This is a genomic window from Sphaerothrix gracilis Ecp01, from assembly GCF_030405905.1.
GTDB classification, from domain to species: Bacteria; Cyanobacteriota; Cyanobacteriia; order Phormidesmidales; family Phormidesmidaceae; genus Sphaerothrix; species Sphaerothrix gracilis.
On the sequence record NZ_JASATW010000008.1, the window covers coordinates 66,108 to 90,703 of the forward strand.

The window sequence follows — 24,596 nt, forward strand, 5'->3', positions numbered from 1 at the left end:
CCTTTTAGTTCTGGGCAGTCGAGTTGTGAGCTGTGGCAGTCTCCTGCTGCAGCTCTTCTAGTTCTTGGCGACTAGCGGCTTGACCAGCGGCGATCGCCTCTCTTAAACGGACAAAGGTGCCTTCCCAGTTGCGCAGAGCCGTTTCAGACAGGCGATCGGCTTGAAGCTGAATACTGGTAGACAAATCTTCTGCTAGTTCTGGCAGCGCATCCGCCGATTTCTTCAGCAGTTGACGGGTTTCTCTGCCTGGACGGGGAGCTGCCAAAATACCGGCCACTGCCCCAATAGCAGTACCAATAATGACTCCTCCCAAAAACGTGCCTGTTTTATTTGACATGGGTGACTCTCCTATCCGACTGCGGCAGTGGTCGTGGGTTGGCTTAGTTTCACAACCATACCTTCATTGTGGCGCTTTCTAGCTGTTTCTAAGCAGGAACAGTTTACCGGACATACTGATCAGTACGACGCTGGCGGTAGCGCCACCAAAGCTGATAGAGCCAGCTACTATAGCGTAAAATTTGCTGCACCTGATAGAGCCGCGATCGCACCTGCCGATACTTCAGCCGTAGCCGCAGCAGATCGAGGCGACCTTGGTGCAAGGCTAAGGGAGATTGGCGCAGCGCTCGCTCAGCTTCTTGAGTCCAGATTTGCAGCTGATAGCTTAGCTCCACACATCCCTGCCGTAGCTGCCACAGCCGCCAGGTAATCAACAGACAAATCAGCGCTGTCACCAAATTAAAGCCAATTACAAAGGCGAGCATATCTGTCTCCCGTCAAGCCTGCCTCCACCTTAACTGGCTAGGTCAGATTCTCCAAGCCAGTAGTCTGATTAAAGAATTTTGGGCAAAAACTCCCCCCATACTCTAGATTATGGCTTGATAGTAGCCACTGTCCCAATCAAGCTCTGTCGATAGAACCTCTGCCAGGGAGAAAAATTGGATGAGTGCGACCATTATCTATGTCAGCTCGACTCAGGGCAGCGATCGCGCCACGGGCAGCTTCAGTCAGCCCCTCAAGTCCATCACCCAGGCGCTGCGGCAGGTGAGTGCTGGCGATGTGATTAAGCTCCTGCCAGGGCGCTACAGCGTAGAAACGGGCGAACAGTTTCCTCTGGTCATTCCTCAGCAGGTGACGCTGCTAGGAGATGAAGCCAACCAGGGCGCTCAAACAGTGATCAGCGGCGGCGGTTATTACAACAGCCCCACCTTTCGGCAGCAAAACACGACGCTGCAGCTAGCCGAAAACGTTCAGATTCGCGGTCTTAGCATCACTAATCCGTCTGAGCGAGGTACAGGATTGTGGATCGAGTCTACCGGGCCACTAGTGGCCCGCTGTCAGCTCATTCGCTGTCGGCGCGACGGCATTTTGATCACGGGCAATGGCAAACCGCTGATCTTAGATAATCTGCTGGTTGAAAATGGCGCTAGCGGCATTTCTGTGCTGCGCAACAGCAAAGGAGAGATTCGGCGCAATCTTTTCCGCAATACGGGCTATGCGTTGGCTATCAGTGACGAAGCCGCTCCCTTAGTGGCAGAGAACCGCTTTCTAGACAATCGCAGCGGCATTGTCGTGTCTCGCACAGCTAGGCCCGTACTGCGCCGCAACCAGATTGATAATAGTCAAGAAGATGGCATTGCCGTGCTCGATCAGGCCCAGCCTGATTTGGGCCAGCCGCAGGATGAGGGCGCTAATGTAGTGCGGCTAAGTCGGCAAGCTGATTTGCGCTACGAGGGGCGATCGCCTTTAGTCTCCGTTGGCAACCAGTTCAGTCTCAGCCGTGTTCAGGGCCGGGTGGCGCTGGCAGCCAGTCAGATTCCCGCTGCGATCGCGGTGCCAGCAGTCTTGCTGGGTCAGGTCGAGCCAGTTGCAGAACCGATCAAGCTAGAAGAGCCGCCTGAGTCACCCCGCCCGGTAGGCTCCAGCCGCTTTGCCGATTTGCTGGGACACTGGGCCGGAGAATTTGTCGATCAGCTAGCCGCGCGATCGCTGATTCGCGGCTTTCCCGATGGTACCTTCCGGCCCAACCAGCAGGTGACGCGAGCCGAGTTTGCCGCCCTAGTAACTGCTAGCTTCAATACTGGCTCTAGTGGTACTCAAACCCGCTTTAGCGATGTCTCCACTCGCTTTTGGGCCAGACAGGCGATCTATCAGGCTCAAGCCCAAGGATTTATCAGTGGCTTTCCCGATGGCACCTTTCGGCCCAATCAGCCCCTGACCCGGATCCAGGCAATCGTGGCCCTGGCAAACGGCCTCAAGCTAGGACAGGCCAATGCTAATCAGCTGATTATTTACCGCGATCGCGCCCAAATTCCCAGCTATGCGGTTGATGCTCTGGCCGCCGCGACCCAGCACCGACTCGTGGTCAACTACCCTGAGCCGTTGGAGCTACAGCCCCTAACTGCTATCAGCCGGGCCGAGATAGCTGCGCTGGTTCATCAGGGCTTAGTCATCCAGGGACGACTGCCAGCGCTCGAATCAGCCTATATTGTCCGGCCCAATACGGAACTTCCCCTCTTCAGCGACACCGAAAGTCACTGGGCTGCCAATTTTATCCGGGCTTTAGCCAATCAGGATCTAATTAACGGTTTTGCTGACGGCAGTTTTCAGCCCAATCGCCCCATGACCCGAGCGCAATATGCCGCTCTTTTAGCCAAATCTTTTGAGCTAACCCCCCGTCGCCCTGCTACCCAGTTTAGAGATGTTGCCCCCAATAGCTGGGCGGCGATCGCTATTCAGCAAGCCTATCGCGGCGGCTTCCTCTCCGGCTTTCCCGATCAAACTTTTGGCCCCAGTCAAAACATTCTGCGGCTGCAGCTTTGGTTGTCCTTAATCAGCGGCCTGAATCTGTTAGATCAAGGAGCCGTCAACCTGAGCCGCCTCGATTTCTATCAGGATGAAGCGGCTATTCCGGCCTATGCCCGTCCGGCTGTGGCTAAAGCAACGGAACTGCAGCTGGTAGTCAACTATCCCAACCTCAGAGCGCTAAATCCCAATAGCGTGGCGACGCGAGCGGAGGTTTGCGCCACGGTTTACCAAACGTTAGTCGCCCTACAGCGGCTGACTCCGCTGACCTCTGCCTACGTTGTCACCTGACAAAGCATCGTAAATTTGTATGGTGGCTGATTATCTAGCCAATTCTCATGTTTTTACAATGGCCTTATTGCGGCATGAAGCAGCATCAGGGAATGCCTAGACTACGTCTAAAAAGGCTGTTGGCGTTTTTCTCAGTCGTTTTTATAGCCCTAAGCAGTGCGACCAAAACTTTTTTAACTGCCCCAGCCCTGGCGCAAGCCTGCCCCTATGCCCAACTGCGCCTAGAGGTTACTCAGACTATCGATCGCGCGGCTGTTTGCGCAGCGGCCCGCCCCTGGTTTCGCGCGGGCATCCAGGTCCTCATCTATGTCACTGCAACGCCTGTCTCTGGTCAGCAGGCTTGGCATCAGCAACTCGATCGCGTCGAGGCAGAGGCAGGGCTGCGCCAAATATCACAAAGCACTTTCGCCCCTAACGCAATTGTGTTTGCCGTCAATCTCGCGGCTGAACCTACTCACAGCATTGCCATTACCTACGGCAGCCAGCTCAGCCAAACTCCCATTGGCAACAGCGCCCGCCTGAAACCCGTTAAACAAGCTGTACGCCAGCAGTTGCCTGACAATCTTACTGCAGCTCTGTTGGTGGCGCTGACCCAGACCTACCAGCTATTTGCTGATGTCCCCCCCACAGCCATAGAAAATCTCCCCCAGCAGCAGATGCCCCGCCCCGCCTTAGCAGCAGCCCAAAAGCGCCTCGTTTGGCTGGGCCTCACTGTTGGCGCTGTCTGCGGAGCCGTCTTTATCGGGTGGCGATCGCGCCGCTACAGATCAAGAGACTTTTAGGCAAACAGCGATTACAGCTAATCGCACAGCGCCTGGGCATGATGCCGGATATGATCGCCGATAAAGGTAGCAATAAAGTAGTAGCTGTGGTCGTAGCCCGGTTGCAGGCGCAAGATCAAAGGCTGTCCGGCTTGCTCGCAGGCCGCCTGAAATACCTCAGGCAGTAGCTGCCCCTGCTGATAGAACTGATCCCCAGTGCCCTGATCAATTAGAATCGAGCGCTCTGGATCGGCCATCTGTAGCACTAGTTCGCTGGCATCGTAGGACTGCCAGACTGCCTGATTTTCACCTAAGTAATGGCTAAACGCCTTTTGGCCCCAAGGACAGCGAGACGGAGCCGCAATGGGGGCAAAAGCTGAAATAGAGCGAAATTTGTCTGAATTTTTCAGGCCGCAGATTAAAGCCCCGTGCCCCCCCATCGAGTGACCGCAAATTCCAGCGCGATCGCCCCTTACCGGAAAGTTTGCGGCAATCAGCGTTGGCAGCTCCTCAGTCACGTAGCGGTACATCTGATAGTTGGCGCTCCAAGGGGCTTGGGTGGCATCCACATAAAAGCCTGCTCCCTGGCCTAAATCCCAGTCTGCCTCATCGGCAACGTCCTCTCCACGAGGACTGGTATCAGGAGCGACTAGCATGAGGCCAGCTTCAGCCGCGTAGCGCTGCGCTCCGGCCTTGGTGGTGAAATTTTCTGCCGTACAAGTCAGCCCCGATAGGTAATAGAGAACTGGAACGGGGCGCTCTTGCGCCTGGGGTGGAATAAAGACGGCAAAGCGCATCTCACAAGCGCAGGCAGCGGCAGCATGGCGGTAAAACCCTACTGTGCCCTCAAAGCAGGTTTGTTCGCTGATAAGTTCAAAAGCCTGAGACATAAAAGATTGAAGCAGATGGAGGTCAGGAAGGGAGCGATCGCGATTCTAAAAGTGATCTTAAAAAGTATCTATCAATACAGTTGAACCCATGAATTCAGCAAAACTTAGAACAGAATGTACACTGTATTGCTTTAAAAAGTGTCTCAAAAAACTATTTACAATCACAGCATTATGACCTGCACCCATGACAAGGTGACAGGCAATTATCTTTATTGCGGTCGAGTGTTAGGCATGACCGCTCCTGAAGATATTATTCAGCTACATCCAGATTTAGCTGCAGAGTGGCCATTTATCTTAGAACATTACCGCCGCATTGGCCTAGAGCATACTGAAACGGTCATTTGGGACGACTCCCTAGACTATCTTGAAAAGCACGACGAGTGCGATCGCTCCGTTTTTTACTTTGGCGATACTATACAGCTACATCAAAAACGGCAGCGCTGGTTCGAGCAGTTAGATCCAGCCTGGGCCAAAGCGGTGAAGTTCATGAACTGCAAAAATAATTTTATTCAACTCGCCCATGAACTCGGCGTGAAGGTTCCTCAAACGCTGTGTTTCGCTAGTAAAGCTGAGCTGCAGCCTGAAGCGCAATTTACCTATCCCTGCTACCTGAAACCAGCTATTTCAGTAGATGGAGTTGGGATTGTTCGCTGTGAAAAGCAGTCAGATTTGCTGGCGGGTTTAGAGGCGATCGCCGACGAAATGCCGATACAGATCCAGGCAGAAGTGGTTGCGCCCACCTTTTTAAACCTCCAGTATCAGGCAACGCCAGACGGCGCCGAGCGTTTAGCGGCAACAGAGCAGATTCTAGATGGTTTTACCCATCAGGGCAATCGCCATCCGGCAAGCTATGCCCCCTGGGAAACCGTTGATCCAATGGCGGCATGGGTGGTGCAAAACGGGATTAAAGGCATTTTTGCCTTTGACGTGGCTGTTGTTCCCGAAGCGGACGAGGACGACAGCGCAAACACCGTGAAGTTTCTCGCCATTGAATGCAATCCTCGCTTCAACGGGGCCTCCTATCCCACCGGGATTGCCCGCAAACTCGGGATCACTCACTGGATGCACAAAAACTTCAAAACCCGCTATCGTTCGCTCAAAGACATCAATTTAGGAGAGCTGGAATTTAATCCACAAACCCATGTAGGCGCTATTCTAGTCAATTGGGGTCCGATTCTAGTTGGCCAAATCTCAGTGCTGTTGGCAGGTTCACCCCAGCAGCAAGAGCAGTTAAGTGCCGCCTTAGCAGAGCATCTCTAAAGCGCCGTTCGCTGACCCAGTTGAGTAGGCGAGCATAAACAAGCGATCCGTAGAACGCTGTTAGGCATAGCCTTTCTATCGCTTAGTCAGGGACTTCATAATTGAAAGATCTTTGATTGAATCAATCAGCCCACCCTTGGCATCTGCACTCGGCAGATGACCGTTAGTTTTCACCTGGCCGTTTTGGTTGTAGTACTGGTAGTAGCTGTAGGTGGTAATTGAGTTCTCCTGAGCACCATTGGCAACCATGCCCAGAACTGGAATGCCTGAGACTTTTAGTTCTTCAATGGCCTGCTCAATGACAAAGCGCTTCACCTTGCCAAGGCCAACAATCATCAAGAAGCCGCCCGTATGAGCGCCTACCAGGTAAGCATCGGCAAAGCCCAGCAGCGGCGGCATATCGTAGATAACAAAGTCAAACTTTTCTTCGGCCTCCCGCATAAATCGCTGCATTCTTTGAGAAGACAGTACCTTAGTCGGATCGGGCGGCAGCGTACCTGCCGTAATCACGTGTAGATTTTCATCTAGGGGCACTTGCTGAATGACATCTTCAATTTCAAGCTCAGCGGTTGAAATTAGGTCGGTGAGTCCCTTGTTATTTCTTAAACCGATCTGCTTGTGTATGCTCGGACGGCGCAGATCGGCATCGACGATCAGCACGCGCTGTCCCATTGCCGCTGCGGCCTGGCCTAAGTGAATACTCACGGTGGTTTTTCCAGCGTTAGGAATCGCTGAGCTGGTGGTCACCGAGCGCAGCGGGCGGTCTGGATTTAGTAAGCGCAGGCTGGCATAGAGCGATCGAAACGCTTCTACAAAAGGCGTTGAGGCCTGAGTCTGTAGCTCATCTTCATTATCAGTAATGTCGAAAATATAGCCTGCCTGACGTAGACGAGTCGCGACGCTGGCGGCAGGACCATATTTTTCTAAATACTCGTTGAAGGGAATGACGCCCAACAGCGGGAGCTTACCAATAGACTTGAGATCTTTGAGGGTGTAGACAATGCTGCTGAGGCGATCGACGATTAGAGCCGCGCCAATTCCCAGCAGTAAACCTAAGACAGTTCCCAGCATTAAATTGCGCTTGACGCTGGCGGCTGAGGCCTTTGGCCTGCCCGGTTGGGTGAGCAGCTCCCAAGGCGTTTGACGCTGAGCGGCATCGATGCGCAGTGCTTCCCGCTTAGACAAAAACTGGTTGAGGTTGTCAGTTGCAATCTGCAGTTCGCGTTGAATATCGCTGTAGCGGCGGGCGACCGAAGAAAGCTGTTTGATGCGCTCATTAAGCTGCGCGATCGCCTGTCCGAGAGCCTGATCGCGGCTTTGCAGCTCTCGAATATTGCCAGCCACCTGCCGCTCAACTCGGTTGCCTTCTTGCTGTAGCAGCGGCAGCAGGTTTTGTCGCTGTTCCTGTAAGTACTGAATTTCTGGGCTGCCGTCTAAGAAAAGAATAGACTCTTCTGCTAGCTGGGTGTCTATGGCAAGTAGCTGATCAAGCAGGCTTTGGTAGCGCGTCTCTTGCTTGAGGAGCGATGAGGCAGCGGTTTCTCCCTGCTGGTTGAGTTCTTGCTGTAGGTTGGCATAGAGCAGCTTTGCTTCCTCTAGCTGAACACGAATGTTGAGCTGTTCTTGGGTAAAACCGCTGACCTGTTGGGAAAGCTGTTGTCCCTGTAGTTCAGGATCGATTAGGTTATAGGCCTGACGCAGACTTTCTAGCTCAGCCTGGAGACTATCCACGCGCGATCGCAACTGCGGTAACTGTTCATCGACAAAAGCAATTCCTCGTAAAATATCGCTTTGTCGCTCCTCTAAACTAAAGTCCAAATAGGCCTGAGCCACCGTAGTCAGCACAATATTAACGACTTCGCGATCGGGGTGCTGATAGACCACCTGTAAAATGTCAGGAGAGGTTGGCTTGACGCTTAGCCCACCCACAATCTCGTCGTAGCTGATCTCTTCTGAAAAACTGTCTTGAATTTCTGTAACGACTGAATCAATTACCCGAGGACTCATCAGAATCTTCAGCTTTGCCTCGTCAACAGAGACGGCCACAATTTCTTCCTGGTTGCTCAGCGTATTCGGGTTGGCAGCAGAAATAATTTGCGTTTCTAAAGTGACAGGTTTAGTTAAAAGTTCAAAGTCTGCTTCGTAGACCGGCGTATCCGTCAGTGCCTTGAGCACGGCAGCGGAGGCGACAACTGTGGTAACACCAGCCACCAGTAGGAGCTTACGGCGAATAGCGCCAACGACCTGAGTTAGGTCTAAGCCTCCCTCATCCCCGCTGACGTTTGGACTGATCGCAGGAAGCGTTGGTGGAATTGAAGCGGGCTGGAGGGAGTGATCAGCGTTCATGAAAATGTCTACCTTGGCTAAACCCTACAGGAAAAATCAAAACTTGAGGTAGTTTTCAGTTCATATTGACCAGGGCCAGAAAGTTATAACTGATTGATACCAAAACTTGTAACAACGTGTAATTGAACCGGGCAGTAGCTAATTATGCCATGTGCGAGATTTGGATCTTTTTAGAACAGCCGTAGCAGTGTGAAAGGCAAGGTTAAAAGTGATAAAGCACTGCTAATGGGCCGCGCAATATTGTCGAGCGTATCGCCAATACTGGCTGCTGTTGAGCGACTCACAATGATGACGTCGTTGTTGCGTAAAGTTGGATTGCTGTCTGAGTCTGCACCTTCGGCAAAATTGACATCAACCGTGCGACGCTCTACCGTGCCATTGGGATTCAGCCTGACTAAATCAACTTCCCCCTGACTGGCTCGGTTGTTGAAGCCGCCAGCCGCTAGCAGTCCTTGATTGAGAGGCGTATTAGGCGGAACGCGAATAATACCGGGACTGGTCACTTCACCCACGACATTGACCTGTACCGTGTCGGGCGAGAAGCTAGCCGAGGCAAGCTGAGCTGCTTCTTCGGAATTAATACCGTCAGCAGTCGGCACCACGACCGTATCACCTTCTTGTAGCACGATATCCTGCGTGAGATCTCCCTGCTGCAGTAGCTGCCAGAGATCCACGGCAATCGTTTGCTGAGTCCCGGTTCGGGTTTGACGCTGCACCTGAATCTCGCGCACGTCAGCCAAAGGCTTAATCCCGCCAGCGACCTGAATAGCTCGCGTAACAGTTGGCGGGATTGAGGTACCGCCCCCACCGCCGGGAACGCCAGCCGCGCCGGTGCGAGCTGTGCCAGTGACTGTATAAGGACCTGGACGAAAGACCTCACCGACAACAGCAATATTGAGCGGGCGACTTTCATCCGCCGCAAAGCTAGCTGATGAAAGCTGTAGCGCCTCAGTCAGATTGAGGGCAGTTGCAGTCGGCACAAAGACGCTGTCGCCATCGCGCAGCGTGACGTCATACTGCAGGTCACCTGTCTGAACTAGCTGCCAAAGATCGACCGTAATGAACTCATTGCCGCCTGTAGGTCGAGGCCGGTAAATCTGCACCTGCCGCAGGTCTGCAAGCTGAGTCACGCCGCCAGCCTTCTCTAATAGGCTGGTAATTGTCGGAAACTGGGCCCCTGTCCGCTCAACCGTATAGGAACCGGGTGTTGCGACTTCTCCAGCGATCCCAATCCGCAATGGCCGAGGCGCTAGCAAAACCACTGTAATCCTGGGCTGTCTCAAAATGTTGCTGTAAGCGGCTCTGACGGCAGCAGCAGCCTGATCGGGCGTTAGTCCCAATAGGTTGACTCTGCCAGCAACGGGTAAAGTGACTGAACCGTCGATTAAAATTTCGTGTTCACCGCTGTATTGAGGAACCCGAAAGATATCGATGCGAATGCGATCGCCAGCGCCCAGTGAATAACCAGCTTCAGGAATCTGAGCCAAGCGGCTAGTGTCTACTCCCTGAGCAGGCACAGAATTAGCGGCTAGCGCCGAAACTGTGGGTGAGACGAGCAAGGTTAAGCCAGTCAGGGATGAAACTAAAGATCGTGAAAGGAAGCTAGACGCAGTCATGGGTAAAAACTCGCAGGAGCTTCATAGATTTTGAGGAGAGTTGCTGAGAAGAATATTGAAACCTCTCTCAAATCCTACCGAGCTGTAAGGTAGCCCTACGGCCAGGTATCAGGAGTTTTGCGAAAACTTCTTACAACATCAGGCTGTATAAATCCTAAGTGAAATACCGGGCTAATTTTGAACTTTGATCATCAAGGCTTTGTAAAGTTACTGCGTGAAAACTAAGAGCAAGTTATGCTGCTTCTAGCTTTATGTGAAGCACAGGCTGATCGGTGATACATTTCCCAACTTTACTCGAAAATCTATGACTGACTGTCCGGACTTCAGCAATCATGGTTATCAGGTTGAGCAAGAGCTTGGCTGCAATCGAGCCGGGGGGCGCGTCACCTATTTAGCCAAGCGTAATTGTACCCAAACTAAAGTTGTCATTAAACAGTTTCAGTTTGCCAAAACACAGGCCACTTGGTCTGATTACGATACCTATCAGCGTGAGATTGAAGTGCTGCGATCGCTCAATCACGTAGGTATTCCTCGGTATTTAGATGGGTTTCAAACGGACGCTGGCTTTTGCATGGTGCAGGAGTACAAGCAGGCACTTTCTTTAACCGCGAATCGTAGTTTTAGCCCTGCTGAAGTCCAGACAATTGCGATCGCCGTTCTTAAAATTCTGGTCTACTTGCAGTCGCGTCTACCGCCTGTGATCCACCGCGACATCAAGCCAGACAACATCCTGGTGGATGAACAGCTCAATGTTTACCTAGTGGACTTTGGCTTTGCTCGCATTGGCGATGGCGAAGTGGGCGTCAGCAGCGTTGTGAAAGGGACCCTGGGCTTTATGCCGCCTGAGCAGCTCTTTAACCGGACGCTGACCGAAGCCTCCGATCTTTACGGTTTGGGTATGACACTGGTTTGCTTACTGACTAGAACCAAGCCGGACGGTATTGGCGATCTTGTTGACATTAGCTACCGGGTCAAGTTCAAGCATTTGGTGCCTAAAATTAACCCCCATTGGACTAGCTGGCTCGAACGGATGGTTGAGCCTCGTCTGAAAGACCGCTACGCCAATGCTGTAGAAGCTTTGCAGGCCGTTCCAGCTTGCCCTATCTATGCGCCCAAGGTGCGGCTGAGTGCTGCCAAAATCCAGCTTGCCGCCACCGGATCGGCTCAGATCCTCACGCACACGCTTGAAATCGATAATCCTATTCCGGAAACGACCCTAGAGGGGCAGTGGGAAGTTGTATCGCATCCCCACGATCCAGCTCTAGCGGGTGAACATTCCTGGATTACGCTTCATCCAAGCTCGTTTCGCGGTAATCACACCTGTTGTCAGGTCACTGTTGATGTTAGACGCTTAATGAGCGATCGCCTTTATGAGCGAACTCTGCGACTGACCACCAATGCGCTACCTGAAAGCTATTCTATTGACTTGCAGGTGAAGACGGCTCCTATTTTGGGGCGTCAAAAGCAGGCTTACTGGCAGTCCTTGAGTTTACTATTTCTCTTTTGCCTCTTTCTGTATCGGGGACTTTACTGGTTTGTCCTCAATAATGTCGCCCTCGAAGGTGATTTAGCGCTAGCAACTTTTGGTACGGCGGCGGGCACGGCGGCGGGTTTGGAGGTAGCGGGCTGGACCCTAGCCGCTACGGGTTCAGCGGTCAGCGCCAATGCTGGGGTTTTAGCGGGCGGCCTAGTGGGTGCTGCAACTTTCTTGTCAGCCTGGTTCATGGCTGGCGAGATCGGCGGCAGCCTCTCTGAAATTTTGCTCGGCTGCGGGGCCGGTCTAGTCAGCGGCTGGATTACCGGACTGGTTCTAGGCATGACCGTTGAAGCGCTGGTGCAAAGACAGTTTAATAACGGCTTTGCGATCAGGGTAGCAATCTTGACAACTTTACTGGGCTGTAGTCTGAGTTTGGGGCTGACAGTGGGACTGTCTCAGCCTGGGATTTTAGCTTTAGTGGCTCTGACTGGATTGGGCTTAGCGGCTCATTTAGTGCAGCAGCCGTTACGTCGAGCTAGAGTTTTGGCTAACCAACAGCGATCGCAGCAACATCTGATTCGTCCTTAGCGTACCTAGAGAGTACAAGAGCGTTGCAGCCATCACCACGCTGCCACTGTTAACGACTAACAAATACAAACTATGGCGGTTTAGCTTGGTAGCTCTTGGGACTGAGAGCAACGATGAGACCAAAGCTGCTTCATGGCTAACCAGACAAAGGGAGGAATGGTTGAACCATAGCGACGCCAGAGTCGCTTAGGCTCCTGCACCAGACGGTAAAACCACTCTAGACCCAGCTCTCTGATAAAACGGGGAGCGCGCTTTTGCAGTCCTGCATAAACTGGGAACGCTCCACCCAAGCCAATCATGACGGCTGAGATTTTGCCCTGGTGTTGGGCCATCCAGTACTCTTGCTTGGGACAGCCAAGGGAGACAAAAACGACGCCCGCCCCGCTGCCGTTAATCTGTTTGATAAGTGCTTCGTCTTCTAGAGGGGTTAAGGGCCGAAACGGCAGCGGTTGCATACCCGCGATTTTTAGATCGGGAAATTCTCGTAGCAGACGCTGCCGCATACGATTGAGGACGGGCTGCTCAGAACCGACGAAGAACAAACTGACATCGCTTCTAGCACAAGTCTCTGCAGTGGAGAACAAAATATCTAATCCAGCTACGCGATCTTGTGTTGTAGCACCTAAAAGCCGCATCATCCAAACCAGAGGCATACCGTCTGGCGTAACAATATCAGCCTGACGCAGCACATTCCCTAGATCTTCTCGCCAGTAGGCTTCCATAAGCATGTGCACGTTTGCCACACAGACAAACTTGCTCTTGCGCTCTTTAGCCCAAATCACGATCTGGTTGATTTGCTGACCAAAGGGCAGCGCCGTCACGGGTGAACTAATAACGTCAATTGCAGGGAGACATTTAGCCATACCTTTCCTAAGAGGTCGTTATAAATTTGTACTCTTATCGATGCAAATAGAGGGGAGTAGGATGGCTTCAAAGAAACCTTCTCCTATGTGAGTATTCTATTCAGTGGATACCCTTGACACTGAAAAGTTCCGATGAAGAATGACCCGAATAGTATTTAGGCAGTGTGGAATTTCACCGCGATCGCTCCGGGATCAAAAAGCCAGGCTCGAAATATTTCTATGTCCGTTTAGATGAGCTAGCCTCAATACTTAGACCAGCAGGCTCTTGAGCCACCATTAAACAATCTAATTCCGCAGGCTAAGCTGACAGCCTGAAGCAAGAGCGGATTGGCTAGTAGCAAACCTGCGGCTCTAGGCTCGTTGCCTTTTCGGTAGCAATCCATACTCAAATCATGACGGTGTAAGTATTTTTGCTACCACAGCAGGCTTTAAGCAGCTCAGGAGACAGTATTAGTACTGATTAACGATTAAGACTTTTCAGGCGCGACTCGCTTTGGGGGAACCGGGCTGGAGTAGTTCTGTAAAGAGTTGAAGATATTGTTTGGCCTGTATGTCTAGAGCAAAAGCTTGCTCAGCTTTCTCCCTCGCCCGTATTTTTAGCTGGGTTAACCGACCGGGATCTGCCAAAATCCAGGCAATTCCCTGGGTCAAGTCTTCGACTTCATAGGGCTTAACAAGATAGCCATTCAGTTGGTGATCCACAATATCCTTCGGTCCGGTTGCGTCAAAGGCCACGACGGGAGTTCCGCAAGCTAATGCTTCTGAAGTCGTTTGGCCGAAAGATTCCTGCAGCGAGGGCACAATCATGACATCAGCAGCCGAGTAAACCATTGCTAAGCTCAAATCATCCTGAAACGAACCTAGATAGTTGGCCTTAAAACCTAAATCGATTGGTTTTTCCGGTTCAGAGGAACCAAAAACCGCTAGCTCGACCCGGTCTTGCCACCCCTTCTGTCCTAGAGCCTGTAGGGCGGGCACCAGTAGGTGAAATCCTTTGCGCTGATCAATAGTAGCTGCCAGCGCCCCAAACAGAATGATTTGCTTGTCTTGTGGCAGTCCCAGGGCGTTACGGGCAAATTTTTGATCAAAGGGTCGGTAGGTTTGGGTATCTAAACAAAACGGGATCACCTCAACTCGGCGATCGCCGAGCAAAGAACTAGCCCGAACACAGTCAGCCATCCACTGGCTTGGCGTCACAATAGTTAAATCAACAGCTTGCCAAGCTTTTTGTTTACGCCGCCAAATAGATCGGGTCAAGTCCTGCTCGCGATCGCTGCCTAGCTGAGGACAACTGCCACAGGCTTTTTGATAGCGATCGCAGTCTTCACTATAGTGACAGCCACCCGTCATCGGCCACATGTCCTGTAAAGTCCAGACTAGAGGTCGCTTCAGCCGAGCTAGCGTCTCAATTTTGACAAAACCGTTGCAAACCCAGTGAAGGTTGACAATGTCGGGATTAATTTGCTCAACGCGCTTAGCGATCGCATCGGGAAACCACTGAGCCGAAATCATCCGATTGCGTTGAGGATATTTCCGCACCGCTCTGCCGTTCATCTGAGGTCCCAGCTTCGTCAGCAATGACTTTTCCGCAATTACTGAGCGATCGCGGCTCAGCTTAGCGCGAACCAGCATTTGGGACGGCGCTCCCACTGACCGCAATCCCTGATGCAGGCGATAGGCAGCTCTGGCAGCACCCCCTTCAATATCAGAGGTACTGAGAATGAGAGATTTCATAAGTGGTGACTCCTGAGCTGCTAAAAGTTGGAAAAGGAAATCCAGCCAGAAAAACTATTTGTAGGCCAGAGAGGCTGAAGGCGGTCTAAGTAGCCGTAACCGCAGGGTAGGTTTTTCAATTGTGATATAAGTAACCGTGGCCACTGCCACCGTCACAATTGCGATCGCCGCCACCTTGGCAAAGCTAGGCAGCGTTAAATGAGCGTCAAGGTAGCCCAAAACCGCGATGTGCCAGAGATAGATACCAAAGCTGACTACGCCGATGTAGCGAAGCGGCTTCCAACTGAGGACATGACTGATCCAGCCACGACCGTGTAAATGACAGACTAGCAAGATAGCCCAAAGCAGGCCGTGTAGCTGATAGAGCCAGTGATTATCTGCAACCATAGGCATTTCACTTCCGAACAACCACAACCAAGCGAGATGAACCGGCTGTGTCTGCAGACTGATGGCAATGCCTAATACCGCTAGAATCGATAAGACTTCCATCGCAGTTTTAACGCGACCCGGCTGCTCAGCCTGATTAAGCAGTTGGCTATGGATCAGTGCGGCTAGAGAGCCGATGAGGAAGATCGATAGGTGAGGCAAAACCGAAAGCCGAGCCGATGTCCAAATAGTAGCTTCTATCAGCTCGCTAATCAGCATCAAACTAAACATCGTCAGAACTGCCAGCGACAAGCTGCGCTGTGTCAGCTTACTGATTAACCAGGCAATTCCCGGCAGAATAAAGTAGTACTTGACTTCCACTGGAATTGTCCAAAAATGATTTCCGGCTGCCTGTAGTGCCAAATGGGCAGCCAGATCATGAAAGCTGTATTTGAAGCTTGGAAATACGACGTAGACTAGGAGAACAAACAGATAAAGCGGATAAATGCGAATAAATCGCTTGAATCCGTAGTTTATCCACAAAGAGAAACTGCGAAATTTGACACTCGGTCGTAGCAACTGGCTGGTTAACAAAAAGCTGCTTAATACGAAGAATAAATAGACGCCAGAGCGTCCCATGCCTGCATGACCAAAGTTAAAAAAAGTAGTCAAAGTCCGATCACTTGAGCTACTTTCTAACACGTTTCCAGTGACATGCTCTAAGAACACAAGTATAACCGCGATCGCTCGTAATCCATCTAGAGAGGGCAGCCAGGTTTTAGAAGCAGGCCGATCGGGAACTAAATCAAAAACTTTAAGGCACTTTTGTAAGCGCTGACCGTCTATCTTGCTTAACATAGTTCACAGTTATAGAGAGATTTTCGCCGGATCAAACTGCTGAAAAGCAGGGTTAGATCAAAAACGTGTCTCAAAACTCTACAGGTGGCTCGCCAGCACCGTGTCGGATTAAACCCGCTCACGTGAAGGATACTGCCTAAACACAGATACAAACTGATGCACCACATCTTGATCTGCTTTAGCGTCGGATCTAAAGGGCTACAGCGGATCAGTTCAAGCTGGGTAAGCTATTAAACCTGAGAAATCATGGGGCTGAGTCAACTATTCAACTTAAATTGAAGACCTCAGCCCTGACCTGTGAACTGCTCTAAGATATTGAGTTCTCAACTCTATATCAGCTAGAGGCTTGTGCCAACGGCTTTAAACAACCGCCATGCGGGATTGCTCAGCTTCTACCATTTCTTGGAAAATGTCATCTAGGCTGCGGGTAATATCCCAATCAGGAAAATGAGACTTGAGCTTGCTCAGGTCTGAGATATAGCAAATGTGATCGCCAATACGATTGCGCTCAACATATTCCCACTGAACTTTGCGCCCGGTAATTGCTTCTACCCGATCGAAAGCTTCCATCATAGAAACGCTGTTGCCGCGCCCACCGCCGAGGTTATAGACCTCACCCGGTCTGGGGTTACGGCGAAAGGCTTCAAAAGCTTGAATCACATCGTAGCTGTGAATATTGTCTCGGACCTGCTTACCTTGGTAGCCGAAGACTTTGTAGGTGCGACCGCTGACGGCCACCTTGACTAAGTAAGATAAAAAGCCGTGTAGTTCTACTCCTGAGTGGGAAGGGCCTGTGAGACAGCCGCCTCTGAAAATACCCACGTTCATATCAAAGTAGCGACCATACTCTTGAGCTACGATATCTGCCGCCGCTTTGGAAGCGCCAAATAGAGAATGCAGGCAGCGGTCTATGCGGCACGCTTCAGAAACACCGTTGTAGTCTTCAGGGTTGGCGTAATCATAACGCTTCTCCAATTCAACCCGGGGAATTTCGTTGGGGGCATCTCCATACACCTTATTGGTGCTCATGTGAATAAAAACAGCCTCCGGACAAAATTGACGAGTGGCTTCTAAAAGATTGACGGTTCCTAGAGCGTTGACCTCAAAATCGAGCAAAGGAATTTGACAGGCTTTGTCATGGGAAGGCTGAGCGGCGCAGTGAATGATTAAGTCAAATTTTTCGGCTTCAAAGAGCTTGAAAATGCGATCGCGATCGCGAATATCAATGCTCTGATGTGAAAACTGCTGGGTGGACTCTTTTAGTCGTCCCAAATTCCAAAGCGTATCCCCCTGCTTGCCAAAAAATTCGGCCCGCATATTGTTGTCAACGCCCACGACCTGATGGCCTTCGCGATCGTAGTATTCAACCGCTTCGGAGCCAATTAGACCGCTTGAACCTGTTACCAATACCTTCATCAGAAAAACTCCTAATCAATAATCAAACTTAGAGGTGAGAGGTGAGAAATCTATGCGGCAGCAACCGGCGAATCCAGCTTGCTTAAGATCTCCTGAAAAACTTTGCGAATCTGAGCAACTGAATGCAGGCTATGATAGCCTGCAAAATCTGAGTTCAATGTCTGCAAAGTCTGTTCCGGATTATCACAAAGATAGTGCAAAGCCTCAATACATTTATCGACATCTCCTTCAGGAATCGTTACGCCAAATCCAAACTTCTCAACTCGAGCCGCCATGCAGTAGCCTTCACTGACAATTACCGGCTTTTTGAAGACAGCAGCTTTTGTCAGCAAATTGCTGCTGTAGGGAAAATTTTCATAGGCTGCAAACAGTACATCACAAACATCGATAACGCTATTGAAAGCACGGCCATCCGGAATAGATTCAAAGTGAAAATAGCAGTTAGACGGCGGCGCTTCCTTCATGCGCTTTATTTGCTTGAATTCTTCCGGAAAATGCTGATCAAATTCCTGATTAAACATAGATTCGTCTAGCTGACCCGCAAAGACGAAAAACCAGTTCTCCGGCAGCGATTGTCGAGCTACTTCAAGCAGGGTTAAAATGCCTTTACGCTTGCTTAGGGCACCAATAAGCCCAATGATCTTGCGATCGCCTGCTTGCTGCCGAATTTTTTGGGCTAGCTCATTATCAGGTTGAGGCGGCGCTTCATCAGTAATATCGGGAAAAGCAATGACTGGCTTTTCTAAGTCTTTTTGTAAATCGTCTACTAGCTCCTCATTCAGCATGGTTAGCGCCTTGCAGCGAGAAGAGCGAGCGACTGCATAGTGAGACAAAGGTTCGCCGAGCTTAGCCAAAGACCGCTGGCCAAATCTAAGAACGCCTGGTCGGAAATAAATGCCTGACCAGTTATAGGGGAAGATATAGTCAATAATGTGGTGGGTTAAATAGTGGCTGAGATAGTTATCTATCCAGTTTAGAAAGACTAAATCGGGGGAAAATCCAATCTCTTTCGAGGCATCACCCACAGATTTAGCCACATGTTGCCACCTTTCAATGACGGCAACCGGCTCTGGTACAGCCCCTAAAATGGGCAGCCGCCGCCGTTGATGCTTATGCAGGGTAAAAGTCCATAGGCGATCGCGGTGCTCTGGGCAATTTGCCTCAACCCAATCAATTAATTCCGCTGGCTCAGGATAAAAAGCCATCACCTGACATTGCTGCTCCAGCAGAATCTTGGTGAACAGGCGTAAATAGGTCAGGTGATGACCGTTGCCGTAATTTGTCTCAATTAAAGCAATTGTTTTCATAGCTATAAAGAATATTGGCTGGTTCTAAAACTAAGCTGGGGTAGAAGCTTCGGCTTTGTACGGGTTGGCCATCTGGGCTGTTGCCAAAGGCTCTGGCTGCGGCCATCCCAGTTCTATCAGCAGAGCGTCTGCAGCTCTAGCTGTAGATTGTCCATCCAGGCGATAGGTCAGCTCTGCAGTCGTGTCTAAACTTTGACGACTGACCTGTGGCTTTTCAAACACCGCTGCGATCGCCTCTTTTAGCTGGTTTGCGGGTTGCCGGTAAACGGTCATAAAGCTGCCATATTCTTCTAAGTGCTTATAGCCCTTGGCAGGGCCTTCTGGTTTCAGGTCAAAAGCAATAACGCTGCGCTGCATGATTAGAGCTTCTTCAGCTACCGTTGAAGCCCGCGTGATTAGTAAGTCTGCCACTGACAGCAGCGAATAGACATCCAGTTCGATTTGGCTAGGTTCGACCACGACAACTGAGTCTGTCACCGCCGCCGGAATCAGCTCTCGGTAGAGGTTGGGATCTAGGCTGTCTAGCGGGTGCATTTTGACGACCAGGACGTACTGAGAGAAGTCGATGCTGTTGTAGAGGTGGCTGACATATTCCCGGTAGAGAGCCTGCTCATTGGGCTGATCGGCGTATTCTGCCTGAACAGTCGTCGCCAGCAGAATTAGACGCTTATGGCATAGCTGCGATCGCAGGTGAGGATAAGTCCGGAGCAGCGTTTCTTTCACCTGAGTGGGTTCCAGTTGGGCCAAGCGATCGTGGAGCGGATTTCCCACCAGCCGCAGCCGCTGCTTATCTACTCCATAACGCTCGATGAGTTCTCGGTAAACCCGCTGGCCCCAAACTAAGACTCTATTGGAAGCTGCAGTAGCCAGATCTTGGACACTGTCTTGACGTGTGCCCCCGTGCTGAATCGACAGAGTCTTAACCCCACACTGCCGCAGCTTATCAGCCGTTTCAGTGCCGCATCGATGAAACTCGCGCCTAGCCCGGTGGTCTAAACACATCACTACCAGCTTATTTTCAGGCTGGGCGCAGGCTCGAATCAGACTAAAGTAGTCACTCTCAATCGAACAGTTTGCCGCTGCGATCGCCTCCGTATAGGTCGGAGACAGCCGCAGCCGATGAATATTGCCTAGGACAACGAGGGTCAAACGCACCTGCGTTTTTACCTCAGAGCGCTGTAGTAAATTCAACAGCAGCGGCATCAGCATCCGCTCGCAGGCTTTGGAATATAGGAAAAAAATGATTTCTGGCTGCTCTGCCTCTGGCTGAGGTGTTAGCCGATAGCTGAAAGACTTTTGCAATAGCCCCAGCTTATCGCTGTAGCTAAGGTACTGCTGTAGTGAAAAATAGTGATCAGATAAGAGGCTGGCCTCGATCGGATCTGTCACTTTCCGAACCAAGTTGCTAAGCTTCAGGGCCATAGAAAACTCACAAAACTATAACGGCTTGACAGCGGCTAGCAGCAGCTCACAAATCTCTCTCACGGCCGCCTGACCGCCTCCTCTCTGGGTGACATAAATAGCAGCGGTTTGATTGGCTGGCATCGCATCAGCTACCGTCATCGGGCAGCCGACCACTTCCATAACCGGCAGGTCTTTGACGTCATCTCCGGCATAGGCGACCTGATCTAGGGTTATGGCTAGTTTTCGACAAAGTTCTTGCAGCACAGGCAGCTTAGGGCTAACGCCAATATAGACATGGCTAATTCCCAGCTTTTTAGCTCGGTGCAAGGTAGCGGTTGAGGCGCTAGCGCTAATAATAGCGACCTCCAACCCTGCCTGTCTGATTAGCTGCAAGCCCTGCCCGTCTTTGACATTGAACTTCTTAAGTTCTTCTCCTGAGTCGGTGTAGTAGAGGCCGCCATCGGTGAGGACGCCATCGACATCAAGAACCAAAAGACGAACACGAGATAGGCGATCGCGCAAATCAGCCTCTGTCAGTCGGTTAGTGCCGGCAACTTGCATATCGACTACACCTTTCAACAAATAAGGGACTCGCTCAACTAGGCTACACCGGCCAAAGACTTAGGTGCTGCGGCTTCCCGCACCCGTAGCAGCTGCTGTAGTAAATCTTCGAGCTGGGCTAGCGGCACCATGTTGGGGCCGTCGCTGGGTGCCCGGTCAGGATCTTCATGCACTTCCATGAACAGCGCATCTACGCCAATTGCCATTGCGGCTCGGGCTAGCGGGGGGACAAACTGGCGCTGTCCGCCAGATTTGTTGCCCTGACCGCCCGGCATCTGGACGCTGTGGGTCGCATCAAAAACCACCGGATAGCCAAAATCGCGCATCTGGGGCAGGCCGCGAAAATCCACAACCAGAGTGTTGTAGCCGAAGCTCGTGCCGCGCTCTGTCAGCAAAATATTTTTGGCGCCGCCCGTTTCTAGCTTCTTCACCACGTTCTTCATATCCCAGGGCGCTAAAAACTGGCCCTTTTTGACGTTGATGGCTTTACCTGTGGCCGCTGCGGCTAGGAGCAGATCGGTCTGGCGGCAAAGAAAAGCCGGAATCTGAAGAATATCAGCTACTTCAGCAACGGGAGCGGCCTGATGACTTTCGTGGATATCGGTAACAACCGGAACGCCAACTTCATCTTTGACCCGCTGCAAAATTTTTAAGCCTTCTTCCAGGGACTGACCTCGGAAGGAGCTAATTGAGGTGCGGTTGGCTTTATCAAAGGAAGACTTGAAGATGAATGAAATGCCCAGGCGATCGCAAACCTGACGGATTTCCGTTGCCATCTTCAGCGTGAAGTCAGCCGACTCGATCACGCAAGGGCCGCCCAACAGAGCTAGAGGACAATTGTCACCAATGGCTAAGTTTTCGGTGATTTGAGAGCGAATCATGAAGCTACCTTCTGAGTGATAAAAGACTGGGCGTAAATCAGGTCGTCGGGAGTATTAATTTCGGGAACGGCTGTTTCGGTTTGGCTGACAGCAATGGTATAGCCATGCTCTAGCACCCGTAGCTGCTCTAAACCTTCACAGGCTTCTAAAGGCGTGGGCACCAGGTCTGCATACTGGGCTAGAAAGTCGCGCCGAAAAGCGTAAAGTCCTAAATGGTGATAGACCGGCGCTGGGCCAGGATTGCGGAAATAGGGAATAGGAGAGCGAGAAAAATAGAGGGCGTGCTGCTGCTGATTGCAGATGACCTTAACTGAGTTTGAGTCGCTATAGGCGGTTTCGTAGTCCAGAGGACAGGCTAGCGTCGTCATATGAGGCCGCTGGCCATCAAGATAGGGCTGCACTAGCTGGGTCAGCATCTTAGAGTTGACGAAGGGCTGATCCCCTTGCACATTAACGACTACCTCATAGTCAGGGTAGCGAGTTGCCACTTCAGCAACGCGATCGGTGCCTGTCTGATGATCAGAGCGGGTCATCTCAACCGCGCCGCCAAACTGGCGTACCCGGTGAGCAATCCGGTCGTCATCGGTGGCGACAACCACTCGGTCAAAGACCGCACAAGCCTGGGCAGCCTCATAGACCCACTGCACCATTGGGCGATCGCCCAGCAGGGTCAGCGGCTTTCCAGGAAAGCGCTGGGAAGCATAGCGAGAAGGAATAACAGCCAAAATTTTCACAGTAAACCACTCCGTGCAAGATCGTGTAGTCTCAGCATGCCGATGCACTGCTCCTGATCGTCAACCACCGGTAGCACCGCGATTTGAGAGGGGCGATTCTCCATGACCTTCAGGGCGTCATAGGCAAGCTGCTGGGGCTGGGCCGTTGTCGGATTTGCCGTCATCACGGCAGCAGCGGTGAGTAAAGACAGCTCAGTCGGATCCACCCGCTCAATTGAGCGGCGCAGGTCGCCATCGGTGACTACGCCTAAAAGAATGCCCTTCTCATTGACCACGCTGACCGCTCCCAGCCCACCTTCGCTAATAGCGCTGACCATTTCTAGCCAGCTAGCCTGAGGCAGGATTTTGGGATTTTCTAGGCCACCGTGCATTAGGTCTTGTACACGCAGCGTCAGCCGCTTACCTAACCGCCCAGCCGGATGATTAAAGGCAAATTGCTCTGGCGTCAGCCCCTTGATTTGCACAATCGTCATCGCGAGGGCATCACCGATTGCTAGGGCAACCGTCGTACTGGTTGTCGGTGCTAGGTTGAGCGGACAGGCCTCGCGCTCGACGGTAGCGGCCAGCGCTACGTGTGACTGCTGTGCTAGGGTCGAGCGCAGGTTGCCGACGATAGCGATTAGAGGCACCTGCCGCTGCTGCAGACTGGGCATCATCGCTAACAGCTCGTCTGTTTCGCCGCTGTTGCTGAGCAAAATCACCACGTCAACCGCAGAAACAACGCCTAGATCCCCATGTAGCGCATCGACTGGATGCAAATAGAGAGCGCTGGTACCAACGCTGGTGAGAGTTGCGGCAATTTTTCTGGCAACGATTCCAGACTTGCCGACACCTGTCAAAATTACCTTGCCCTGACACTGCAGCAGCAGATCAACGGCTTGATTGACCTGTTCGGCGTTTAAATATTGAGCAGCGGCAGCGATCGCATCGGCTTCTAGCTGCAGCAAATCCTTAACTTGCTGAAAATAGGCTGGCTGCGTTTGGGAAACAGTAGTCTGCATGGCTGGCTGGCAATTAAGAAAGTTATAGGATGGCTAAACGGATAGCGACACAAACCTGAATATTCCAAAGTTGAAAATCACATCGTTTTAAATCATTTTTTCTGGCAAAAATCTATCGGTATAACTGAACAACTAATCAATCTTATGTAGCTTCATCTACTAGCAGCTAGCGGTTTAACAAAACCGCTTATAAGCGCTGCATTAGTAACTTTAATGGCAGCTTGTGAACCTTTTACTAGCTAGACCAGCAGATTATCTGACAGCCGTTTTTATCTATGGCAAGCCTACGAAATTATCCTGAAACCTGTATAGACTCGGATCAGTGACTTTATCGAAAAAATACACTCCCCTGGGGTATATATGGAGTCTCTTAAAAGTCTGAAATTTGCCCGTTCTAAATTTGAGCGGGTCGGCTGCAAGCTAGGATTAGAATCTGAGGTAGAGTTCTTTCATAACGTCTCTGAAGGGCAGCGCACTTTTCTCTTCAGAGTCACGCCATCATTCAAGCAGCCGCAAGTCAGACGTATGCTCTCGCAACAGGAATGCCACCATTGCCTCAATCTCCAGCCTGCTCCGAGCCTCCTCAACCGCTTCATCAAGGCCAGATTTTGCCTCAATTCTCGTTGCCGCGAGGGTGCCTTTTGGTTTTAGTCGCGTGTTTGCTAGCCTGCCTGTGGGTTTTGCTGTGGGCTGAACCTGCTGGTGGCAAATGGGGTTAGAGAGCGATCGCCGCCTGGAAACTAGGCCAGTTCAAGACAGTGTCTAGCAGAGTTTGGTGTCCCAGCGTGTTGGGATGTAGGCCATCTGCGCTTAAGCGCGATCGCCACCAGCTCTCTCCCAGAGCCATCCACTGCTCAAAGATGTCCAAGTAGGGGATGTTTCTTTCTGCGCAGGCAACTTGAGTTGCTTGCTTGTAGCGATACTGCTGGCTATGTGAGTAATAGAGAATTTCTGCAAACGGCATCTTGGCCTCTTCTACCGGGGGCATACCAATAAAGAAGACAGGACAAAGCCGTTGCGCCTGATCAAGCAGGGCCGCAAGCTGTTGCCGAAAAGCCTGAAATTCGGTGAGATTACGCCCGCCCGGTTTGCCTACCTGGGCCGAATCATTTAGACCTACCGCCAACACGATCAGATCTGGTACCCGATTGCGCAGTTCACCTCGATAGCGAAATTCTCCTTCCAGGCGACGGGCCACCTGCTGCACCCCATCTCCGCGCACGCCCAAATTGTAGATGACCGGTCCTGGACTCTCCGGCGACATGCCGCGTCTTCTCAACCTTTCTACCCAGCCGCCACCTTCAGGATCGCCAAAGCCATAAACCAGGCTATCTCCGATTGCCACGACCTTTTTGGGTAAAACAGTAACCTGTTTAGCTACTGGCAAAGCAACCATAGTCATGTTGAAAAGAGATCCTGGTTTACGTAACTGCACCAAAC

The 24,596-nt window shown here is 51.5% G+C and carries 20 protein-coding genes; 4 read left to right on the plus strand and 16 right to left on the minus strand.

Annotated features, from left to right (window positions below; translation table 11 throughout):
* Window positions 1-4: 4 nt before the first annotated feature.
* Together QJQ48_RS10590 and QJQ48_RS10595 are read right to left on the minus strand one after the other, a co-directional pair.
* Window positions 5-337: a YtxH domain-containing protein gene (locus tag QJQ48_RS10590; protein ID WP_346291200.1), complete on the minus strand. Its 333-nt coding sequence runs from the start codon at window positions 335-337 to the stop codon at window positions 5-7.
* A gap of 103 nt (window positions 338-440) precedes the next feature.
* Entirely contained in the window at window positions 441-761 is a 321-nt protein-coding gene (locus QJQ48_RS10595) for a hypothetical protein (protein WP_346291201.1), read from the minus strand.
* 178 nt (window positions 762-939) lie between these two features.
* Between QJQ48_RS10595 and QJQ48_RS10600 the strand changes: the two genes are divergently transcribed.
* Window positions 940-3,093, plus strand: coding sequence for an S-layer homology domain-containing protein (locus QJQ48_RS10600; RefSeq protein ID WP_346291202.1), 2,154 nt, complete (start codon window positions 940-942; stop codon window positions 3,091-3,093).
* 47 nt (window positions 3,094-3,140) lie between these two features.
* Window positions 3,141-3,875, plus strand: a complete 735-nt coding sequence (locus QJQ48_RS10605) for a hypothetical protein (RefSeq protein ID WP_346291203.1) — start codon at window positions 3,141-3,143, stop codon at window positions 3,873-3,875.
* 17 nt (window positions 3,876-3,892) lie between these two features.
* On the opposite strand, the gene fghA is transcribed toward QJQ48_RS10605, so the two are convergent.
* Window positions 3,893-4,744, minus strand: coding sequence for an S-formylglutathione hydrolase (fghA, locus tag QJQ48_RS10610; RefSeq protein WP_346291204.1), 852 nt, complete (start codon window positions 4,742-4,744; stop codon window positions 3,893-3,895).
* A gap of 138 nt (window positions 4,745-4,882) precedes the next feature.
* Between fghA and QJQ48_RS10615 the strand changes: the two genes are divergently transcribed.
* Entirely contained in the window at window positions 4,883-6,004 is a 1,122-nt protein-coding gene (locus tag QJQ48_RS10615) for an ATP-grasp domain-containing protein (protein WP_346291205.1), read from the plus strand.
* A gap of 75 nt (window positions 6,005-6,079) precedes the next feature.
* On the opposite strand, the gene QJQ48_RS10620 is transcribed toward QJQ48_RS10615, so the two are convergent.
* Window positions 6,080-8,350, minus strand: a complete 2,271-nt coding sequence (locus QJQ48_RS10620) for a GumC family protein (RefSeq protein ID WP_346291206.1) — start codon at window positions 8,348-8,350, stop codon at window positions 6,080-6,082.
* Window positions 8,351-8,520: 170 nt separating this feature from the next.
* Complete coding sequence (locus QJQ48_RS10625) at window positions 8,521-9,966, minus strand: SLBB domain-containing protein (RefSeq protein WP_346291207.1); 1,446 nt, start codon at window positions 9,964-9,966, stop codon at window positions 8,521-8,523.
* Between the two features lie 304 nt (window positions 9,967-10,270).
* Between QJQ48_RS10625 and QJQ48_RS10630 the strand changes: the two genes are divergently transcribed.
* A complete protein-coding gene (locus tag QJQ48_RS10630; protein WP_346291208.1) occupies window positions 10,271-12,031 on the plus strand; it encodes a serine/threonine protein kinase in 1,761 nt (586 codons plus the stop codon).
* Between the two features lie 80 nt (window positions 12,032-12,111).
* Here QJQ48_RS10630 and QJQ48_RS10635 read toward each other — a convergent pair whose 3' ends face one another.
* The 11 genes from QJQ48_RS10635 to QJQ48_RS10685 all read right to left on the minus strand — a co-directional run bounded on the left by QJQ48_RS10635 (window position 12,112) and on the right by QJQ48_RS10685 (window position 24,558).
* A complete protein-coding gene (locus QJQ48_RS10635) occupies window positions 12,112-12,894 on the minus strand; it encodes a WecB/TagA/CpsF family glycosyltransferase (RefSeq protein WP_346291209.1) in 783 nt (260 codons plus the stop codon).
* 477 nt (window positions 12,895-13,371) lie between these two features.
* Complete coding sequence (locus QJQ48_RS10640; RefSeq protein ID WP_346291210.1) at window positions 13,372-14,628, minus strand: glycosyltransferase family 4 protein; 1,257 nt, start codon at window positions 14,626-14,628, stop codon at window positions 13,372-13,374.
* 54 nt (window positions 14,629-14,682) lie between these two features.
* Window positions 14,683-15,852, minus strand: a complete 1,170-nt coding sequence (locus QJQ48_RS10645; protein ID WP_346291211.1) for an acyltransferase family protein — start codon at window positions 15,850-15,852, stop codon at window positions 14,683-14,685.
* A 360-nt stretch (window positions 15,853-16,212) separates the two neighbouring features.
* A complete protein-coding gene (locus QJQ48_RS10650; protein WP_346291212.1) occupies window positions 16,213-17,268 on the minus strand; it encodes an NAD-dependent epimerase/dehydratase family protein in 1,056 nt (351 codons plus the stop codon).
* 50 nt (window positions 17,269-17,318) lie between these two features.
* Window positions 17,319-18,575 (minus strand): glycosyltransferase, encoded by a 1,257-nt coding sequence (locus QJQ48_RS10655; RefSeq protein ID WP_346291213.1) that lies wholly within the window; start codon window positions 18,573-18,575, stop codon window positions 17,319-17,321.
* 30 nt (window positions 18,576-18,605) lie between these two features.
* Entirely contained in the window at window positions 18,606-19,997 is a 1,392-nt protein-coding gene (locus QJQ48_RS10660; RefSeq protein WP_346291214.1) for a CDP-glycerol glycerophosphotransferase family protein, read from the minus strand.
* Window positions 19,998-20,012: 15 nt separating this feature from the next.
* The gene (locus QJQ48_RS10665; RefSeq protein WP_346291215.1) at window positions 20,013-20,540 is read right to left on the minus strand and encodes a KdsC family phosphatase; all 528 of its coding nucleotides are present in this window, start codon (window positions 20,538-20,540) and stop codon (window positions 20,013-20,015) included.
* Window positions 20,541-20,578: 38 nt separating this feature from the next.
* Window positions 20,579-21,421, minus strand: coding sequence for a 3-deoxy-8-phosphooctulonate synthase (gene kdsA / locus QJQ48_RS10670; RefSeq protein WP_346291216.1), 843 nt, complete (start codon window positions 21,419-21,421; stop codon window positions 20,579-20,581).
* Window positions 21,418-22,155: a 3-deoxy-manno-octulosonate cytidylyltransferase gene (gene kdsB, locus QJQ48_RS10675; RefSeq protein ID WP_346291217.1), complete on the minus strand. Its 738-nt coding sequence runs from the start codon at window positions 22,153-22,155 to the stop codon at window positions 21,418-21,420. Before kdsB ends, kdsA begins: the two co-directional genes overlap by 4 nt.
* On the minus strand, window positions 22,152-23,156 hold the full coding sequence (locus QJQ48_RS10680; RefSeq protein ID WP_346291218.1) for a KpsF/GutQ family sugar-phosphate isomerase: 1,005 nt from the start codon (window positions 23,154-23,156) through the stop codon (window positions 22,152-22,154). The genes kdsB and QJQ48_RS10680 overlap by 4 nt, the downstream gene beginning before the upstream one ends.
* Before the next feature lie 715 nt (window positions 23,157-23,871).
* The gene (locus QJQ48_RS10685; protein WP_346291219.1) at window positions 23,872-24,558 is read right to left on the minus strand and encodes a GDSL-type esterase/lipase family protein; all 687 of its coding nucleotides are present in this window, start codon (window positions 24,556-24,558) and stop codon (window positions 23,872-23,874) included.
* Window positions 24,559-24,596 lie beyond the last annotated feature (38 nt).

Excerpts from the sequence above, each read along its gene's own strand:
- QJQ48_RS10650 (WP_346291212.1), bottom strand. The coding sequence starts at position 17,268 with ATGAAGGTATTGGTAACAGGTTCAAGCGGTCTAATTGGCTCCGAAGCG.
- QJQ48_RS10665 (WP_346291215.1), bottom strand. The coding sequence starts at position 20,540 with ATGCAAGTTGCCGGCACTAACCGACTGACAGAGGCTGATTTGCGCGAT.
- QJQ48_RS10605 (WP_346291203.1), top strand. The coding sequence starts at position 3,141 with ATGTTTTTACAATGGCCTTATTGCGGCATGAAGCAGCATCAGGGAATG.
- QJQ48_RS10635 (WP_346291209.1), bottom strand. The coding sequence starts at position 12,894 with ATGGCTAAATGTCTCCCTGCAATTGACGTTATTAGTTCACCCGTGACG.
- QJQ48_RS10640 (WP_346291210.1), bottom strand. The coding sequence starts at position 14,628 with ATGAAATCTCTCATTCTCAGTACCTCTGATATTGAAGGGGGTGCTGCC.
- QJQ48_RS10630 (WP_346291208.1), top strand. The coding sequence starts at position 10,271 with ATGACTGACTGTCCGGACTTCAGCAATCATGGTTATCAGGTTGAGCAA.
- QJQ48_RS10645 (WP_346291211.1), bottom strand. The coding sequence starts at position 15,852 with ATGTTAAGCAAGATAGACGGTCAGCGCTTACAAAAGTGCCTTAAAGTT.
- QJQ48_RS10600 (WP_346291202.1), top strand. The coding sequence starts at position 940 with ATGAGTGCGACCATTATCTATGTCAGCTCGACTCAGGGCAGCGATCGC.
- QJQ48_RS10590 (WP_346291200.1), bottom strand. The coding sequence starts at position 337 with ATGTCAAATAAAACAGGCACGTTTTTGGGAGGAGTCATTATTGGTACT.
- QJQ48_RS10625 (WP_346291207.1), bottom strand. The coding sequence starts at position 9,966 with ATGACTGCGTCTAGCTTCCTTTCACGATCTTTAGTTTCATCCCTGACT.
- QJQ48_RS10595 (WP_346291201.1), bottom strand. The coding sequence starts at position 761 with ATGCTCGCCTTTGTAATTGGCTTTAATTTGGTGACAGCGCTGATTTGT.
- fghA (WP_346291204.1), bottom strand. The coding sequence starts at position 4,744 with ATGTCTCAGGCTTTTGAACTTATCAGCGAACAAACCTGCTTTGAGGGC.
- QJQ48_RS10680 (WP_346291218.1), bottom strand. The coding sequence starts at position 23,156 with ATGCAGACTACTGTTTCCCAAACGCAGCCAGCCTATTTTCAGCAAGTT.
- QJQ48_RS10685 (WP_346291219.1), bottom strand. The coding sequence starts at position 24,558 with ATGACTATGGTTGCTTTGCCAGTAGCTAAACAGGTTACTGTTTTACCC.
- kdsA (WP_346291216.1), bottom strand. The coding sequence starts at position 21,421 with ATGATTCGCTCTCAAATCACCGAAAACTTAGCCATTGGTGACAATTGT.
- QJQ48_RS10660 (WP_346291214.1), bottom strand. The coding sequence starts at position 19,997 with ATGGCCCTGAAGCTTAGCAACTTGGTTCGGAAAGTGACAGATCCGATC.
- QJQ48_RS10655 (WP_346291213.1), bottom strand. The coding sequence starts at position 18,575 with ATGAAAACAATTGCTTTAATTGAGACAAATTACGGCAACGGTCATCAC.
- QJQ48_RS10620 (WP_346291206.1), bottom strand. The coding sequence starts at position 8,350 with ATGAACGCTGATCACTCCCTCCAGCCCGCTTCAATTCCACCAACGCTT.